The 17,454-nt window shown below is 40.5% G+C and carries 15 protein-coding genes; 10 read left to right on the top strand and 5 right to left on the bottom strand.

What is annotated here, in order from left to right; genetic code table 11:
• Positions 1 to 470: 470 nt before the first annotated feature.
• Positions 471 to 2,579 (top strand): amino acid permease, encoded by a 2,109-nt coding sequence (locus OQ5_RS0112220; RefSeq protein ID WP_016777764.1) that lies wholly within the window; start codon positions 471 to 473, stop codon positions 2,577 to 2,579.
• 591 nt (positions 2,580 to 3,170) lie between these two features.
• Here the strand turns inward: OQ5_RS0112220 and OQ5_RS0112215 are convergent.
• Both OQ5_RS0112215 and OQ5_RS0112210 read right to left on the bottom strand, forming a co-directional pair.
• Positions 3,171 to 3,665 carry a GNAT family N-acetyltransferase gene (locus tag OQ5_RS0112215; RefSeq protein WP_016777763.1) on the bottom strand — a complete coding sequence of 165 codons (495 nt, stop codon included), beginning with the start codon at positions 3,663 to 3,665 and terminating at the stop codon, positions 3,171 to 3,173.
• Between the two features lie 15 nt (positions 3,666 to 3,680).
• Positions 3,681 to 3,896, bottom strand: coding sequence for a hypothetical protein (locus tag OQ5_RS0112210; RefSeq protein WP_016777762.1), 216 nt, complete (start codon positions 3,894 to 3,896; stop codon positions 3,681 to 3,683).
• A 287-nt stretch (positions 3,897 to 4,183) separates the two neighbouring features.
• Here OQ5_RS0112210 and OQ5_RS0112205 point away from each other — a divergent pair, with 287 nt between their 5' ends.
• Both OQ5_RS0112205 and OQ5_RS0112200 read left to right on the top strand, forming a co-directional pair.
• Entirely contained in the window at positions 4,184 to 4,876 is a 693-nt protein-coding gene (locus OQ5_RS0112205; protein WP_016777761.1) for a potassium channel family protein, read from the top strand.
• Positions 4,877 to 6,679, top strand: coding sequence for a TrkH family potassium uptake protein (locus OQ5_RS0112200; protein WP_016777760.1), 1,803 nt, complete (start codon positions 4,877 to 4,879; stop codon positions 6,677 to 6,679).
• On the opposite strand, the gene OQ5_RS23540 is transcribed toward OQ5_RS0112200, so the two are convergent.
• Positions 6,676 to 6,813: a hypothetical protein gene (locus OQ5_RS23540; RefSeq protein ID WP_016777759.1), complete on the bottom strand. Its 138-nt coding sequence runs from the start codon at positions 6,811 to 6,813 to the stop codon at positions 6,676 to 6,678. The genes OQ5_RS0112200 and OQ5_RS23540 overlap by 4 nt on opposite strands.
• 78 nt (positions 6,814 to 6,891) lie before the next feature.
• On the opposite strand from OQ5_RS23540, the gene tsaD reads away from it, so the two are divergent.
• The 3 genes from tsaD (at position 6,892) to OQ5_RS0112180 (ending at position 9,432) form a co-directional block, all read left to right on the top strand.
• Complete coding sequence (gene tsaD / locus OQ5_RS0112190) at positions 6,892 to 7,911, top strand: tRNA (adenosine(37)-N6)-threonylcarbamoyltransferase complex transferase subunit TsaD (protein ID WP_016777758.1); 1,020 nt, start codon at positions 6,892 to 6,894, stop codon at positions 7,909 to 7,911.
• Between the two features lie 307 nt (positions 7,912 to 8,218).
• Entirely contained in the window at positions 8,219 to 8,515 is a 297-nt protein-coding gene (locus tag OQ5_RS0112185; protein ID WP_016777757.1) for a PqqD family protein, read from the top strand.
• Positions 8,512 to 9,432, top strand: a complete 921-nt coding sequence (locus OQ5_RS0112180) for a hypothetical protein (RefSeq protein WP_016777756.1) — start codon at positions 8,512 to 8,514, stop codon at positions 9,430 to 9,432. Before OQ5_RS0112185 ends, OQ5_RS0112180 begins: the two co-directional genes overlap by 4 nt.
• A gap of 46 nt (positions 9,433 to 9,478) precedes the next feature.
• Here the strand turns inward: OQ5_RS0112180 and OQ5_RS0112175 are convergent, their stop codons facing one another.
• A complete protein-coding gene (locus OQ5_RS0112175; RefSeq protein WP_016777755.1) occupies positions 9,479 to 9,805 on the bottom strand; it encodes a hypothetical protein in 327 nt (108 codons plus the stop codon).
• Complete coding sequence (locus tag OQ5_RS0112170) at positions 9,802 to 10,386, bottom strand: RNA polymerase sigma-70 factor (protein WP_016777754.1); 585 nt, start codon at positions 10,384 to 10,386, stop codon at positions 9,802 to 9,804. Before OQ5_RS0112170 ends, OQ5_RS0112175 begins: the two co-directional genes overlap by 4 nt.
• A 486-nt stretch (positions 10,387 to 10,872) precedes the next feature.
• On the opposite strand from OQ5_RS0112170, the gene OQ5_RS0112165 reads away from it, so the two are divergent.
• The 4 genes from OQ5_RS0112165 to OQ5_RS23075 all read left to right on the top strand — a co-directional run.
• The gene (locus OQ5_RS0112165; protein ID WP_016777753.1) at positions 10,873 to 11,856 is read left to right on the top strand and encodes a FecR family protein; all 984 of its coding nucleotides are present in this window, start codon (positions 10,873 to 10,875) and stop codon (positions 11,854 to 11,856) included.
• Between the two features lie 88 nt (positions 11,857 to 11,944).
• Positions 11,945 to 15,250, top strand: a complete 3,306-nt coding sequence (locus tag OQ5_RS0112160) for a TonB-dependent receptor (RefSeq protein WP_016777752.1) — start codon at positions 11,945 to 11,947, stop codon at positions 15,248 to 15,250.
• Positions 15,251 to 15,435: 185 nt separating this feature from the next.
• Positions 15,436 to 16,986 carry a RagB/SusD family nutrient uptake outer membrane protein gene (locus OQ5_RS0112155; protein WP_016777751.1) on the top strand — a complete coding sequence of 517 codons (1,551 nt, stop codon included), beginning with the start codon at positions 15,436 to 15,438 and terminating at the stop codon, positions 16,984 to 16,986.
• 321 nt (positions 16,987 to 17,307) lie between these two features.
• On the top strand, positions 17,308 to 17,454 hold a 147-nt coding region (locus OQ5_RS23075), incomplete at its 3' end, for a twin-arginine translocation signal domain-containing protein (protein WP_141638882.1).

Raw genomic sequence — 17,454 nt, 5'->3', positions numbered from 1 at the left:
GCCATTTGCTGTGTTACGCTCGTCCGAAAATTACTCATTTACGATGAGTAAACTCCGTATTTTCGGACTTCGCAAGCCTTGTAAATGACACTTTCTGAACGAACACATAATTAAGTAGGAAATTTTTTCTACTTTATAGACATAATACTCCGTTAAATTTTTGCAAAACGTTGCAAATTAATTGTTTGTGTCCAAAAAGGTTTGCTTGTTAAAATACAGTATATCAAGGTTGTACGAATTATATTATATCTAAAAATCTAACGATCTATTGAGACAGGCACTACTTAGTTAATAATACTCCGTTAAACTTTTACAAATATATGATAATAAACTGTTTGCGCAATTAAAGGAACAAGCCAAAACGCTCTTATAATATAACCACTTTGCGTCATTGCGTCTCTGCGTTTAGGCTTTTTTAAACTGGCTATTGAGTTAATGGTTAAGTGAAAAAATTTCTCTAATTTTAGTGAATGGAAAAATCGAAGTTAAAGAAGGATCTCGGATTGTTTGATGTATTTGCCATCAGTACCGGTGCTATGTTTAGTTCCGGTTTTTTTCTTTTGCCCGGGCTTGCATCGCAATATACCGGGCCGTCGGTCTTCCTGGCCTACCTGGTTTCCGGTTTGTTTATTCTTCCTGCCATGTTTAGTATTGCCGAGATAGCCACAGCTTTACCGAGGGCAGGGGGAGCATACTATTTCCTTGACAGAAGCCTTGGGCCGTTAATTGGAACCATTGGTGGTTTGGGGACATACCTTTCTCTGGTCTTTAAAACAGCTTTTGCTATCATAGGTATTGGTGCTTATGCGGCCATTTTCTGGAATGTTCCGGTTAAGGCAGTAGCCGTGGCGGCAACCATGGTTTTTATGGGGCTTAATCTTGTCGGAGCAAAGAAAACATCGGGGTTGCAGAATTTTTTTATTATTTTTCTACTGGTGGTATTAGGCGGATTTATTTTCGAAGGATTATACATGGTTTTTTTTACCGAAAGAGTTGAGGGCCCTTCTGTGAATGATCATTTTAAACCGTTTTTTACCAACGGTATTGAAGGAATTATTACGACCGCCGGATTTGTGTTTGTATCATATCTTGGTCTGACAAAGGTGGCCAGTGTTGCTGAAGAGATTAAAGACCCCGAACGGAATATTCCCATGGGAATGTTGCTTTCACTTGTTGTAACGAGTATCGTTTATTTTCTCGGGGTGTTTGTTATGGTTGCATTGATAGAACCGGAGAAGTTTGCCAGCGAGTTGGCCCCGGCTGCAACAGCGGCAGAAAAGCTGTTTAAGTGGTTGCCAGGCGAAACCGGAACCTACCTGATGGTTGGTGCTGCTATGGCTGCCTTTGCTTCTACCGGAAATGCCGGACTTTTGTCTTCATCACGATATCCTTTTGCAATGGGTAGGGACAAGCTTTTTCCACCAAAGTTTTCAACGGTGGGAAAATCGGGCACGCCTTTTTTATCAATATTGTTGACTACCGGTATAGTTTTGCTATTGATATTAACGCTTTCGGAAGAGGGAATAGCCAAAATAGCAAGTGCATTTCAGTTGTTCATCTTTATGCTTATTAACTTTTCTGTAATTGTATTCCGGAAAAGTAATATCGAATCATACGATCCGGGGTATAAGTCACCTTTTTATCCATGGATGCAGATAGCCGGCATTTTTATTTCGGTGATGCTGATTGTTTATATGGGATGGATGGCTGTGTTATTCACACTTCTTATTACAATTGCCTCCGTTTTGTGGTATTATTATTATGTCCGTGAGAAGGTGAAAAGAGAAGGTGCTATTTTTCACTGGTTTGCTCTCCTTGGGAAATATCAGTATGCCGAGCTTGAAAATGAATTTATGACCATTCTCAAAGAAAAGGGTCTGCGCGAAGGCGATCCGTTTGATGAAACCATTATCAGGGCACGCATAACCAGCATTGAAAAGGATATGGATTTTGAAACACTTGTGAATAATATTTCCGAAACTTTTGCAACTGAAATGCATGTCAGCCGTGAAACACTGGTAAACGAATTTCTTACAACTTCAGCCATCGAACCGGCCCTGATCATTCCGGAGGTTTCCATCCTTTACGCCAGGAGTGAAGGTATCGACCATCCATCGCTGCATATTGTTCTTTCGAGCCGCGGTATTCGGAAACCGGTAGGCAAAGGCGGCATATCGTCAGAAGATTATATACGGATTTTCTTTTTTCTTGTCAATCCGCCATCGGAGTCAAGGCAACAATTACGCATGTTATCAAGACTTATTGATATAATTGAAAGGGAGGATTTTGTTGAGGAAATATTCGATCATAAAAGCCATCGTAAGATTAAAGAATACCTCCTTCATAATGAACGCTACTTTACCTTGCGGCTTTTACCAAACACCCGTCAGGCCGATTTAATTGGTAAAAAGCTTAAAGATGCCAAATTTCCGGCCGGCGTATTGGTAGCCCTGATTGAACGTGATTCTGAAACCTTCCCGCCTCATGGCGATACAGTGCTACAGGAACATGACGTGCTGACTCTTATTGGTGACCCTAAATCTGTATCTCAGCTTTTGCAGGATTATTTGATCAAATAGTATCTGTCCATAAAGTCAATAGTCAGTTAAAAAAGCCTAAACGCAGAGAAGCAATGACGCAAAGTTTTTAATATGAGAGAATTGTTGCTTGTTGTTTGGTTTTACAAACAATTAGTTAGTGTCTGTCCATAAAGTACCATTTACTGTGTTACGCTCGTCCGGAAATTACTCATTTACGATGAGTAAACTCCGTATTTTCGGACTTCGCAAGCCTTGTAAATGACAATTTATGAACAGACACACATATAGTAAAAATTTTTTGCGAATTTATAGACACGCACTAGTTACCAGTAATTTGTGAAAGTTTAACGGAGTGCTGTAAAAGCAAAAACGCAAAGTATTTTGTTTGAGAGGGTAAATTATATTTTTCCAATAATTATATTTTTGCACCATTGCGTCTTTGCGTTCAGGTATTATTTTATGAGTGCGGTATAAAAAGCATATTTTTGTCAAAATCAAGGCGTTTTAAATTTTTGCGCTGGAGTTAACTCGTTGTTAATGAGGATGCAAAAATTTATAACAACACAGAGTTTGGCAACAAAGATGCTTTTTAGACCGGGCTCATTTTATTCCAAAACAGCCTTCAGAAATTCAATCCAGTATTTTCTGATAAACAACAACGTCGAGAAGCTCATCAAATTTTTGTCCGACCTGTTTAAAATGGGCACATTTTTCAAAACCGCATTTGGCAAAGAGTCTGATGCTTCTTTCGTGAGTGCCCGTTATTGTCCCCAGTAAAACATTAAATCCTTTTCTTTTCGCTGTTTCTTCCAGAAAATTAACGGTTTTATATCCGATACCCTGTCCACAGAATTCGGGCTTGAGATAAACTGTAGCTTCAGCAGAACGGTTATAGGCCTGTCGCTTTTTAAAGGGAGCAAGAAAGCAAAAGCCGGCAGTTTTGTTATCGGCTTTTATCAGAAATGAAGGATATTTTTTGTTGTAAAACGGGATCATTTCCCTCAGCTCTTCGAAACTGATAGGATGAGTATGGAAAGTTGCAGTAGTTTCTGTAATGTAATAATCGTATATCTCTTTAATGGCTACAAGGTCATTAAGTGTTGCCTTTTCGAAAGTTATTTCCATGAAGAAAACATTTGACTACCGGTTATACAATTTTCTGGTTTTAATATTGGATTTGGTTTGTTCTTTGTGCGTCATCAGAAAACCTGATGTAAACTGGATGATGCCAAAGGCCATTAACAGTCCTGACCAAAAATAATGAAGATCAATAACATGTGTCAATAAGAGTGAAAATAAAACAATTGAAATACCCAGGACAATCCTCCAACTTCGTGGTTTTTTCTTAAAACTCATGATAATGATTGTTTTTTATCTTCAAGGCCTAAAGTTAATGAATTTGTAATCTTTTTACAGATTTTTGTGTTGATTTTTTGATTTGAGAAGCGTTTGTTCCTGTTCTCTTTTTTCTGTACTTTGCATTAACAATAGTCAGTTAAAAAGATACTGAACGCAGAAGACGCAATGACGCAAAGTTATTATTAGAGCGTAGTTATTAGCGCCATTGATGTTTAAACAATTAATTACCAGGCATTTGTAAAAGTTTGAAGTGGTATTGATTAATATTTCTACATTTAATCAACATGGCAAAGAAGATTGCAGTTATAGGAATGGGCCAGTTCGGAATGGCTATTGCCAAAACTTTATCCAGGAAAGGAGCTGAGGTCCTGGCCATTGACCGAAATGAAACCATTATTGAAGAAATTGCTGAAAAGGTTGATATGGCTGTTGCAATGGATGCAACCGACAAGAAGACCCTGGTGTCGCAGGGTATCCTTGATTTTGAGGCTGTTGTTGTGGCAATAGGGGAGGATTTTGAGCAGTTGCTTCTCTGTACTACTGTTCTGATGGACATAGGCGTTAAACGTATTATGGCCAGGGCAAGGGGGAAAAATCAGCGAATTATTCTCGAGAAGATTGGAGTGAAAGAAATATTATCGCCTGAAGATGAGGTTGGAATGAATGTGGCAGAAAGGTTAATTAATCCGTCTATTGTGTCGTATCTCGATTTGCCTGATGAGTATTGTATTATGGAGGTTGCCACCCCGCCCGATGTGATTGGGCGCTCGCTTATTGATATCGACCTGCGCAGGCGTTACGATTTGAACCTCATTACTATAAAGCGGAGCATAGAAGTTGTTCACGACGGTGAAAAAGTGCAGGAACAACATATTTACGGTATTCCGAAAGGGGAGAGTATCATCCGTGAGAATGATTCGCTTGTCTTGTTTGGCAAACGCAAAGATGTGGAACGTTTCATCGAAATTAACCAATAGATGGGCTGGTTGAGAAACACCCGAGAGCGCATAAATGTTGTGTTGTTCAATATACGCGGCATTTTTTTCAAAGTTGTTAATGTCTTATCCGTTTTTGTCGGTCTTTCCGGTTTAGGAATTATTGTTTATTTTTTCGGTTTTTCACCGGATGCCGTTACCACCTTATCTCTCACTTTCTTTTTGCAGCGCATACTTGATTTCTTTCTGTTGAAATTCTTTTTCAGGGTATTTTTCGATTTTAATCCACGTCGTTTTATCAAAGAAAATGTGTGGGAAACATTGCTGATGCTTTTCATTTTAAGTGAAACCATCCTGTATTTTGTTTTCAGTGAAACATACTGGCTCACATTCCTTGAGATATTGGGTTTCACCGAGAACGGTTATTTCTTATTTGTTCAGTTATTTTTCTGGATTGTGGTATTACGCGAAGCCGGCCGTGCTACTATAAATATGGGGGATTATCATATCAGTCCGGCTGGTATGCTTGCGCTTTCTTTTCTCATCTTAATTGTGATTGGTACGGTTTTGCTGAAGATGCCCGAAATGACTGTAGAACCCCTTTCCTGGACTGATGCTTTGTTTACATCGACAAGCGCCTGTTGCGTAACAGGTCTGATCGTTCAGGATACAGCCACTTTTTTTACATTTAAAGGACAACTTATTATTATGTTGTTGTTTCAGTTGGGCGGTTTGAATATGCTAACCATCGCTACTTTTATTGGTTCTTTCTACCGAAGGTCTGGGAGTCTTCATTCTATCAGTTTGATGCGCGATTTTCTGGATACCGACCAGACCGGAAACATGAAGACCATCTTACGAAAGGTGATTTATTACAGCCTTGTTTTTGAGTTGACTGGCGCTGTTTTGTTGTTCTTCCTATGGGGCGGGGAATATCCTTTCACAGGAACGAGTGATCGCATATTTTTCTCAGTTTTTCATTCTGTATCGGCTTTCAACAATGCCGGTTTCTCATTGGTTACCGACGGCCTTTTTGATGCTTCCATCAGGCATCAATACCTGGCACAGATGGTTGTGATGATATTGATTGTGGCCGGAGGACTTGGTTTTATCGTTCTTCAGGATATTTTTTCGGTGGAAAGCCGCAGGCGCAAAAAGCAAAGCCATTGGCAACGGCTTATGGTTAATACCCGTCTGGTTTTAACCATAACAGGTATAATGTTATTGTCTGGCGCTGTGCTTTTCTTTGTTCTTGAATACGACAATGTACTGAAGGATTATTCATTGGGAGGAAAACTGGTGGCTTCTTTTTTCCAGTCGGCCACTACCCGTACAGCAGGTTTTAATACTGTTGATACTGCAGCTTTGACGCTTCCCACGTTACTTGTTTTTATGCTGTTTATGTTCATCGGTGCCAGTCCGGGTTCAACAGGAGGGGGTATTAAAACCACGACTTTTGCCGTAGCTTTAAAGGCAGCCTGGGCAAATCTTCGTGGAAAGGAACACGTTGAAATTTTTAAACGCAATATCCGGTGGGCATCAGTCAATAAAACCTATGCAATTATTTCTTTGGCACTTACTTTTTTGTTTGTTTTTACCATCTTATTGCTGATTACCAATCCCGGCTTTACATTTCATGAAATCTTGTTCGAGCAAATTTCGGCTATGGGAACCGTCGGTCTGTCACTTGGTATTACCGGTGAATTATCCGCTGCCGGCAAATTAATTCTGGTTGTATCCATGTTTATCGGGCGTATCGGGTCTTTAACGATGGGAATTATTCTTAGCCGACGGGTGGCATCTAAAAACTACCGGTATCCTAATGCCAGACTCATGATTGGTTAGAGTTTCCTGAAATTGTTATCTTTATCACCCGTTTTATCTGTATGAAACGAGTTCCGTTTTTTTCCCGATAAATCGGGGCAGGCTATCAGGCCGATAACTTTTACTGATGAACCGGGCATGGCAAGGGCTACCATAACAAGAATATGTATAAATGCTTCTATGTTCGTTTCATGATTATATGAATCCTCTAAAATCTAACAATCTATTGAAGTATGAATCCGATAATATTAGGTATTGAATCTTCCTGTGATGAGACTTCTGCGGCGGTGATCAGGGGAGACGTGATTTTCTCGAATGTAATTGCCGGTCAGAAAGTACATGAAGAATATGGTGGTGTAGTGCCGGAGTTGGCGTCGCGTGCTCATCAGCAAAATATTATTCCGGTTGTTCACAAAGCCATGAAAGATGCGGGCGTAAAGCCGGACGATATTTCTGCCGTAGCTTTCACCAGGGGACCTGGATTGATGGGATCGCTAATGGTTGGTACCAGCTTTGCCAAAGGGTTTGCTCTGGCTCGTAAAATCCCGCTGATCGAAGTTAACCATTTACAGGCGCATGTTCTGGCGCATTTTATTCAGGAGCCGGATCAAAAGCATGCTGTGCCCGAATTCCCGTTTCTTTGTCTCTTGGTGTCGGGAGGTAATAGCCAGATTGTGCTGGTTCGCGATTTTCTCGATATGGAAATAATCGGCCAGACCATTGACGATGCGGCCGGCGAAGCTTTTGACAAATGCGCCAAAGTAATGGGCTTGCCATACCCGGGAGGACCACTCATTGATAAACTGGCCAGGGAAGGAAATCCTGAAGCATTTGAATTTTCCAGGCCCGTAGTTGCCAATCTTGATTATAGCTTTAGCGGGTTGAAAACATCATTTCTTTATTTTTTGCGTGATCATGTCAGAAAAGACCCTGATTTTGTCGAACATAACAAAAAAGACCTTTGCGCCTCGTTGCAAAAGACCATTATCGATATTCTAATGGAAAAACTGGTGGCTGCTGCTGAACAGACCGGTATTAAGGAAATCACCCTTGCAGGAGGTGTTTCTGCCAATTCCGGCCTTCGCCAGGCTTTTTGGGACGGCAAAGAAAAATATGGCTGGAATATTTATATTCCAAAATTTGCCTATACCACCGATAATGCAGCTATGATTGCCATAACCGGCTTGTTCAAATACCGGAAGAAAGAATTCGTGGGACAGGATGTGGCTCCTTTTGCCCGGATGGTGATATGAGAGGGGGATTGAGGGAATGAGAGAATGAGAGAATGAGAGAATGGTGAGAAGGTAGAAAGGCAAAATGATAAATATTGAAACTAACAATCTAAACCCTAACCTGGAAAAGCCAGAACCAAACAAATTTATACATTATCTGTCGCCGCTCCGCGGCTATTAATTGCGGATATATTGTTGACAATACAAAAACCGCGGAGCGGTGACAGAGCATTAATTTTGCCAAAAAAACAAAAATATCAGGCGTAAGACCCTAACAACCCTAACAACCTAACAATCATAACAATTGTAACAAACTAATTGGAATCTTATGATTAATCATAACGCCTTATACCAGGTTAATACAGAAAAGTTCGTGACCCGCATGATGGGTGATGAGATGGTGATGGTACCTTTGTCCGACCGCGTGGCAGATATGACGAGTGTACTTACTCTAAATGAAGTTGGTGCAGACATTCTTAAGGCTTTTGAAAAACCTTGCACCATAGATGATGTCATCAGCAAGCTTCTGGATATTTACGAGATAGACGAAGAAACACTCACTTGCGATATTCAATTGTTTGTTAATAATGCCATTGAAAAAAATATGATTGTTAAAGTGGGATGAAAATTTACTTACCCGGCATAGAATTAAAAATTAAGGCTTTGTCTTCCGGGATTAAGCTTGAACCACTTGGATCATCACGGTATGATGTGGCAATTTCGCCTGTAAATTTGTCATTTGATTGTGTTTATTCAGTTGTAAAGAAAACTGATAAGGGAAGGATGAAGACAATGTTGTCAGGAGAGTCTTTTGACGGTGCGGAAATCCCGTATCGTTGGGAAATAATGAAAGAAGGCGAAGATGCCGGAATTTTTATTGATTTTTTTGAAGACAATCAGCTGGAAGAAGTTTTATGCCGGATCAATTTTAATGAAGGAAGTATTCATACATCCCTTGTTCCAAAAACAATAATGAAAGAGGTAGTTGTTGATCCCCTGTTTCAGCCGTATGGGTCTGTTTTGATGGTTGTACTTGCTCATTACCAAAATGATATTATCATACATGCTTCTGGAACAATCGATAATGGAACAGGTCGTTTGTTTACGGCTGTCTCGGGAACCGGTAAAAGTACCATGGCCGGACTCTGGCAAAAATCAGGCGCCGAAGTCATTAACGATGACCGGCTATGGCTGCATAAAGTTGATGACCAATGGCATTTTTTCAATACACCAATGCCTTATTATGCACAAAAGCCGTTAGAGGCGCCGTTGAATGAAATATTCCTGCTTAGCCAGTCGCCCCGTAATCAAATAAACAGACTTACCGGCGTTAAGGCTGCCATGCGCTTCATGGCTAATGCCATTCAGCATTTTTATGACAAAGAAATGACGGAACGCCACCTCGACCGGGTGCTGGATATTGCATCACGTGTCCCCATCTTCGATTGCGGCTTTAAGCCTGATCTGGATATTGTTGAAGCTATTAGAAAACAGGCATGGGACAGAGAGAGTGGCACAGAGAGCATGGGGCAGAGGAATTAGATGACCCCGAAGGTGTCTTTTGGCTCTCACGACCAAATTATGACTCTTACGGGAAAATTCTCACTTTCACCGGTGAATTTTTGTTTTTTTCTATCTGATTTTCGCACATACTCTCATACCGCCGTTTTTCTCCTTCCATAAACTTCAAAAATTTTGGAGGCATATCAATTTTCAGGTGGAGATTATCACCGAAAATTGGATGGGGAAACGAGACTTCTGTCGCATAAAGAAACAGACCTTTCCCTCTTAATATCAGGCCTTCTTTGCCATAAAGCCTGTCGCCCAGTATGGGTTTGGAAATCCCGGACAGATGTATGCGAATTTGATGTGTTCGATATGCGTATGGACGGGCATGAAAGGATGATTTTATCACACTATAAACAAATGCCAGAACAACAGCCCTGTAATTCCGGCTTTTTCTATATTTTGCCTAAGAAATTTTAATGCCCGGGTGAGATGGTCTTCAACAGTTTTTTCTGCAATATTCAATTGTGCTGAAATTTCCTTATTTGTAAGTCCCTTTTCCCTGCTTAAGGTATAAACTCTACGACTTTTTGGAGGTAATTTTGCAACCAGCTCATCTACTTTCTCTTTTAAAAGATAATAATCCACCATCTTTTCTGTACTTGAATCAAAACCGGTAAGTTCGGCATTGATTATGTGGTTCTTATACCTTCTCTCACTGGCCTGTCTTCGAAATATGGAAAGAACTGTGTTGCGTGTTATGGTAAAAACCAATGGCTCAATACGGCTGTCATTGTCTAATTCCTTTCTTTTTTCCCAGAGTTTAATAAATACTTCATGAACAATGTCCAAAGCATCTTCCTCGACCTTTAATAATGAAAAAGCAAAGGCATAAATGCGCCTGTGATATTGTGTATACAGATAATCTATGATGGCTTTGTCACCATCCTTCAGACCCGATAGGATTTTTCTATCCTGGATTGTTGGCATTAGCTGGGATTTTTCACAAAATTATACAAAATAATACAAAGAAAAGGTGTTTTTGTTGACGTATTGCAGGAATTATTTTCTGATGTGTCGGATTCTTTTGCCAAAGCAACAAAGCAGCAAATCTGAAGTATGCCCAACGAAGCTTAGAATAAAACTAAAAATTTTTTCCGGGGTAATCTTCCGGTTATGCGTTATACTTATTACAAAAGACAATAGGAATTTATCCAAAAAATGACGAAATGCGCATTGCAAGGAATTTACTGACTAAAAACTACTGACTGAATTAGCGTCTGTCCATAAAGTGCCATTTACTGTGTTACGCTCGTCCGAAAATTACTCATTTACGATGAGTAAACTCCGTATTTTCGGACTTCGCAAGCCTTGTAAATGACACTTTTTGAACAGAAACACATATTGTGAAAATTTTTGCGAGTTTATGGACAAGCACGAATTACTATATCATTTAAAAATCTAATGAGCTATTGAATGAGCAATATTTACGAAAAATACATAAAAGATCAGTGCAGCGCTGAGGAACGGAAGAAAGTTGTTGAAAGGTTGAGCGCAAAGGTTCCTCCGGTGGAACTACTTCATTTTCTTAATAAATACTGGTATCGACTGGAAGATGATAAATCGGAACCAGATGTTGATTTTGGCGGGGTTTTGAACAGAATTCATCATACCATTAATCTTAAAGAATCTGAAGAAAATCGTGTCAAATATTCACTTTTACATCGATTTTACAGCTGGACGCGAATAGCTGCTGCCGTAATTGTTATTCTGATGGCTTCGGTAGGTGTTTGGTATGCGGGCAGAACAGGCATTTTTCAGAAAGAAGTTTATTATACTGTTTCATCTGTTAGGGGGCAATCATCCGAAGTGACTTTGCCAGATGGTTCAAAAGTATGGCTAAACGGTGCCAGTACTATTGTTTATTCTTCCAAATACGGGGTTGATAACCGGAATTTGAAGTTAAAAGGTGAAGGCTTCTTCGATGTTGCAAAGTTGAGGAAGCTTCCGTTTGTTGTAAATGTGAATGACATAAAAGTAAGGGCGCTGGGTACCTCATTTAATATTGATGCTTACCAGGAGGATAAACCGGTTATGGTGACACTCAGAACCGGTCGTCTTGCGATCAAGCGTAACGATGAGGAGGTTGAGCTGACTCCCGGGATGCAGGCAATCATTGAAAAAGATAAAATGGTTAGTCAATATGTTGATACCGAATTATATACCTCATGGCATTCAGGCCAGCTGGTTTTTAAAGATGAACAGCTGTTAAATATTACCCGTCAGCTGGAAAAAATATATGATGTGGAGTTTGTTTTTGAGTCACCCGAGCTTATGGGATTCCGATACAGAGGGTCCATTAGTCTTAAAAATTCAATCTTGAAGACGCTTGAGAAGTTGAAGTTTTCAACCGGGCTTCAGTATGAAATTACGGGAAACAGGATAATGTTGAAAAAATAAATCAGGAACCGGCCCCCACCGGTTCCTGAAAATTGAGAAAAAGCCCTTAACGAAGGGCAATTTACTAACTATTAAACGTACCAAATTTATGAAAAAAAATGCACATGCAGGTGGTTTGATTTTAAAAAACCGGCCACCTAAAATTTTGTTGGCCATGAAAATATCGGCTTTGTTTTTGTTCTCTGTTCTTTTTGTTTCTACCGCCAACAACTCTTTCTCCCAGGTAGAAAAAGTCACGATCCATCTTGAAAATGCCGAATTGTCGAAGGTTTTCGACGAAATTGAGGCCCAAACACATTATTCTTTGTTCTACAAGAAGGACGTTCTCGACGATCAGAAGGTTGTATCGGTTTCAGTAAATGAAAGCGATGTAAATGATGTTCTGGCCACTGTATTGGCTGGTGAGAATGTCACCTATAAGGTGATTGACCAGAGTATTGTTATTGTTCCGCAATACCTTGACAGTGATTTGTCACAGCAGGAGGAAATTACTGTGAGAGGTACGGTAACTGACAAAAATGGCGACCCTGTTCCGGGAGTGTCTGTTGTCGTTGCCGGTACTATGAACGGGACTATTACCAATATTGATGGTTTGTATGTCCTGGAGAATGTTCCGGAAGGAGCTACGCTTCAGTTTTCTTTTGTTGGAATGAAGGAGCAGAAAATTGAAGTAAACGGACGTACTACGATTAATGTTACAATGGAGGAGGCAACCATTGGACTGGAAGAAGTGGTGGCAATTGGTTATGGTGTGATGAGAAAATCTGACCTGACAGGCGCCACCAGCAGGTTGACAGAAGATAAGATGAATAAAAGTGTTGCAACTTCGCCCATCGAGATGATGCAGGGGCGGGTTCCCGGTGTTAATATTATGCAAAATAACGGGGAGCCAGGTGCCGGTATGTCGGTTCGGGTGAGAGGTTCCAATTCAATACGGTCTGGTCAGGATCCTCTTTATGTTGTAGATGGTGTGCCCCTGGATAATGCCGATCTTACTCCTGATGGAGCCACACCGGCTGGCATTAATCAATCTTCTAACAAAAACCCTATTAGTTTTCTTAATCCCGAAGATATTGAATCGATTGATATCCTGAAGGATGCATCTTCCACTGCAATTTACGGGGCACGTGGGGCTAACGGAGTTATTCTTATTACCACAAAAAAAGGTGCCAAAGGTGAAGGAACAATCACCTATGATGGATATTACGGGGTATCCCAAATCAGGGAAAAACTCGATGTCTTGTCTGCTGAACAATTCAGACAGTATACCAAGGAAGACGGCACCAAACTTCTTGATCTTGGTGCAAGCACCGACTGGCAGGAAGAAGTTTTCCGAACCGCTACTACTCAAAGTCATAATCTTTCCTATGGGGGTGGGACAGATAATTTGATGTACAGGGCTTCCATTGGTTATCTGGATCAGGAAGGAATTGTCGGTACTACCGGCATGGAAAAGATCAACGGGAATATAAAGGTTAATCAGTCCTCATTCGACGGGCGGCTTAATCTTCAGGGGACTTTGATTGCTTCTCATATAGAAGATACCCGCGCACCAATTGGTGAGACAGGGGGCTTTGAAGGAGACCTTATTCTTACTGCTCTCAAACTGAATCCGACTTTCCCCGTTTATGAAGAAGACGGAAGTTATTATCAGCATTCTATCGATCAACGAAATCCCGTTGCAATGATGAACCTCACCAATGATGTTACCCGTACAAACCGGATACTGGCAAATATGTCTGCTGAGCTCGAACTTATCAGGGATTTTAAGTACAAGATTAATGTCGGGCTTGATCGTTCGGTTGCTGAAAGAAAAGTTAACCAGGGACATGAGCTTATTTATTTGACCAATAAAGGTGAAGCAAATGTAAATTCAATTATTGCAAATAACCGGCTCATAGAGAATTTTGTCACTTACGATACTCAAATCAATCGTCACCGTATTAATGCTCTGGCTGGTCATGCCTACCAATATTTCAAAGTATCTGGTACCAGTATCCGGGTGTTTGGATTTGATGTTGAGGATATTCTTTACACGAATAACCTGGGGTATGGAAACTCATCATCTGCTGAAGCTGACTCTTATGCATACGAAAGAGAATTACAATCCTTTTTTGGAAGGATTAATTATTCTTTCGATCAGAAATACCTGATGACTTTGACTGCCCGAACCGATGGTTCATCAAAGTTTGGGAAGAATAAAAAATACGGGTTTTTCCCTTCAGTAGCTTTGGCCTGGCGTGTTTCGGAGGAGCCTTTCCTTGAAAATGTTGACGCCATCAGTAATTTAAAACTCAGGTTAGGATGGGGAGCAACAGGAAACCAGGAGATACCTGATAAAATATCTTTGCTGTCTGTCGGAACAACTCCTTCAGCAAACGGCTTTTTTAATGGAGAGCTGACACCCGGAATAACTTTTCTCAGAACCCCCAATCCTGATATTCAGTGGGAAACCACCTATCAGGCTAATTTCGGACTTGATTTTGGTTTCTGGAACAACCGTCTGATTGGAACCCTTGATGTTTTCAATAAACGAACGAAGGACGTATTGCTTGAGATACCTTCGAAGGCACCTGCTGCAACACAAACCCAGTGGCAAAATGTGCCGGATATGGAAATATTGAATAATGGTTTCGAGGTGGGCCTGGATGGGACATTGATTCGTAATTCAGATTTATCATGGAATCTGGGAGTGAATTACTCTAAAGTAAATAACGAAGTCAGGGACCTGCCGGTTAAATTGATTGAAACCGGAAATGCCTCCGGGCAGGGGCTTAGTGGTACCAGGGTGCAGATCATTACCAACGGTGAACCTATTGGAACTTTCTACGGACGCGTATTTCAGGGGTTTGATGAAAACGGCATCAGTCAGTATAAACAGGATCAGAATGGGAATGATGTTTTAGAACCGCTTGGATCGGCATTGCCTGATTTTACATATAGTTTCAACACTTCTTTTACATACAAAGGATTCGATCTGAGCATGTTCTGGTACGGGTCTGAAGGCAATAAAGTCTATAATAACACAGCTAATGCCATATTTGTAAAAGGGACGCTTGAAAGGGGGTCAAATGTAACGGAGTCTGTTTACAGATCGGACGAATCACCGGCAAACTCCAATGCTTTTTCTTCGCGCTTTGTGGAGGATGGTTCTTTCTTACGCTTCTCGAATTTGACCATTGGTTATACTTTCAATACCCAGGCAATTGATTGGTTAAGCAAAGCCCGAATTTATGTTACAGGAAATAACCTGGCACTTTTTACCGACTATTCCGGTTTCGATCCGGAAGTAAGCGTGGATGCCAGTGATAACGGTGTTCCTTCAATGGGGATTGATTATACATCATATCCTATGCCAAGAACCTTTACTTTTGGTGTTAACCTGCAGTTTTAAAGTAGGCCCTGCTTTAGAGCAGGCATGCATCAAATCAATAACTTAAAAAATTAAATTATATACTAATGAAACGAACATGAATTTTGGAGTGCCAAATTCTCAAAATGGGCATGAAAAAATTGGCTATCGCCGATATTCGATTCATCGTGAGTTCCATTAGGCTTTAATAATTAAATTTTATACTAATGAAATCAAATAGTATTATATTTCCGTTTTCGGTACTGCTTCTGGTCTTTTCACTGTTGAGTTGTACCGATTTAGAAGAAAATGTGATTGATGAACAGCTTGGAGGCGATTTGATCAAAAATCCAAATAATGTTCAGTCTCTTATCAATCCTCCCTACGGTAGTTTGCGTCGTCTGATCGAATGGTACGACTACTGGGGATTGCAGCAGATCACTACAGATGAAACCATTTTCCCTACACGAGGTACCGACTGGTTCGATAACGGGGCCTGGCAACAGTTACATATTCATACCTGGAGCCCGGATCATATCCGGTTAAAGAATGTATGGGATGCTATGAGCACCGGTCTTTCCCGTTCCAATACTGCTATTTATTACATTGGACAGTTTCCTCAAAACGAAACCACTGAACAGTATATCAATGAAGCTCGTTTTCTAAGGGCTTACTACATGTATGTGATTCTTGACCTTTGGGGAAAAGTTCCATACAGGCCTGCCGACGAGCTTGATTTTTCAATTACTCCAGAAGTTTTGGAAGGAAAAGAAGCGGTTGATTTTATTATTGAAGAAGTGAAGGCAGTTCTGCCAAACCTTAAAACACGTTCCGAAGTAGGAACTGAAAGGGTAACCCAGGGAGCAGCCAATGCTTTGCTTGCTAAACTTTATCTGAATTATGAGGTATATGGTGGAGAAGAAAAATGGGACGACGCCATCACATATTGCAATGCTGTTATTAATTCCGGAGAATATGAAGTGACTGATGATTATTGGTCAATGTTCCAGCATGATGTGACAGGCGATCATCCCGAATTTATCTTTACTGTTCCAATGAGTGACGAGTATGATATGGGTGGCGGTAGTGTTTGGGTGAATTTCACTTTGCATTACAGCCAGACATTTGGTAACTATACAAGTCTTTGGAATGGCGGCTCAACAACTTCTACTTTCTTCAATACCTGGGATCAGGAAAATGATGTTCGCTTTTATGACGATCGGATAATGGATGAAACAGGTTTTAATCAGGGATTTCTGGTTGGTCAGCAGTATGGCCCTGACGGTGAACCTTTGGAGACAAGAAGTGGTGATCCGCTTATTTTTGTTCCTGAGATAGACCTTGAGGATTCTCCTGAAAATTATGGTGTTCGCGTCGTTAAATTTGCGCCAAAGCCCGATACCGAAAGGCAGTTCTCTTCTTCGAACGATGTTCCCTTAATGAGAATATCGGATATTTATCTGGCCAGAGCTGAAGCGTTTTTGCGGAGTGGAGATGGGGATGCTGCGCTTACCGATATTAATTACATTAGGTCTCGCCGGAGTACTGAAGGAGAAGAACTACCATTACTAGAATCACTTACTCTGGACGATATACTGAAGGAGAGAGGATTCGAGTTGTATTGGGAAGGTTATCGCAGGCAGGATTTGATTCGCTTTGGTAAATTTACAGATGCCTGGCAGGAGAAACCTGTGACCGATGCGACCAAAACACTTTTTGCTCTTCCTACATCTGCTATTGATGTAAATGAGAATCTGACACAGAACCCTGGTTATTGATCAAAAGGTGTGTGAATTCTTGAGTAATAATTTTATTAACCTGGGCAATTCATATTTTTTTATCATGAGATATTTAAATACCAATAAATAAGGGCACTGCAAAGAAAATTTATGAAAGAAATAATGAATTATTTTCAAGTAAAATTACTTGAGGAGGACTGTGTTTAACCGGTAGTTGAATATCGTAATAAATAATTTATGAATAGCCCAGGTTAAATTTGTATCTCTTAAAGTTTGAAGATACCTGATTTAAGGTGTTTCAAGTTACTTAATCACTTGCAATTGATCTGCAATAGTTTACAAACTACTGTTATATAACTTATGGACAAAAAAAATATTCACAGGAGAGAATTTCTTCAAAAAAGTGCTGCCCTTGCAGCCGGCATGACAGTGATACCGAATGTAGCCATGGGCGGCGCATTAGGTCGAAGAGCCCCGAGCGACAAGCTGAACATTGCCGGAGTGGGC

The sequence above is a fragment of the Anaerophaga thermohalophila str. Valhall genome (assembly GCF_000250735.1).
Taxonomy (GTDB): domain Bacteria; phylum Bacteroidota; class Bacteroidia; order Bacteroidales; family Marinilabiliaceae; genus Anaerophaga; species Anaerophaga thermohalophila_A.
Note: the sequence above shows the minus strand (reverse complement) of the source record. Positions and strands in the feature narration are given on the sequence as shown.

Coding starts and splice junctions, on each gene's coding strand:
- OQ5_RS0112165 (WP_016777753.1), top strand. CDS start 10,873: ATGAGCAATATTTACGAAAAATACATAAAAGATCAGTGCAGCGCTGAG.
- OQ5_RS23540 (WP_016777759.1), bottom strand. CDS start 6,813: ATGGTAGCCCTTGCCATGCCCGGTTCATCAGTAAAAGTTATCGGCCTG.
- OQ5_RS0112215 (WP_016777763.1), bottom strand. CDS start 3,665: ATGGAAATAACTTTCGAAAAGGCAACACTTAATGACCTTGTAGCCATT.
- OQ5_RS0112185 (WP_016777757.1), top strand. CDS start 8,219: ATGATTAATCATAACGCCTTATACCAGGTTAATACAGAAAAGTTCGTG.
- OQ5_RS0112170 (WP_016777754.1), bottom strand. CDS start 10,386: ATGCCAACAATCCAGGATAGAAAAATCCTATCGGGTCTGAAGGATGGT.
- OQ5_RS0112210 (WP_016777762.1), bottom strand. CDS start 3,896: ATGAGTTTTAAGAAAAAACCACGAAGTTGGAGGATTGTCCTGGGTATT.
- OQ5_RS0112155 (WP_016777751.1), top strand. CDS start 15,436: ATGAAATCAAATAGTATTATATTTCCGTTTTCGGTACTGCTTCTGGTC.
- OQ5_RS0112200 (WP_016777760.1), top strand. CDS start 4,877: ATGGGCTGGTTGAGAAACACCCGAGAGCGCATAAATGTTGTGTTGTTC.
- OQ5_RS0112160 (WP_016777752.1), top strand. CDS start 11,945: ATGAAAAAAAATGCACATGCAGGTGGTTTGATTTTAAAAAACCGGCCA.
- OQ5_RS0112180 (WP_016777756.1), top strand. CDS start 8,512: ATGAAAATTTACTTACCCGGCATAGAATTAAAAATTAAGGCTTTGTCT.
- tsaD (WP_016777758.1), top strand. CDS start 6,892: ATGAATCCGATAATATTAGGTATTGAATCTTCCTGTGATGAGACTTCT.
- OQ5_RS0112205 (WP_016777761.1), top strand. CDS start 4,184: ATGGCAAAGAAGATTGCAGTTATAGGAATGGGCCAGTTCGGAATGGCT.
- OQ5_RS0112220 (WP_016777764.1), top strand. CDS start 471: ATGGAAAAATCGAAGTTAAAGAAGGATCTCGGATTGTTTGATGTATTT.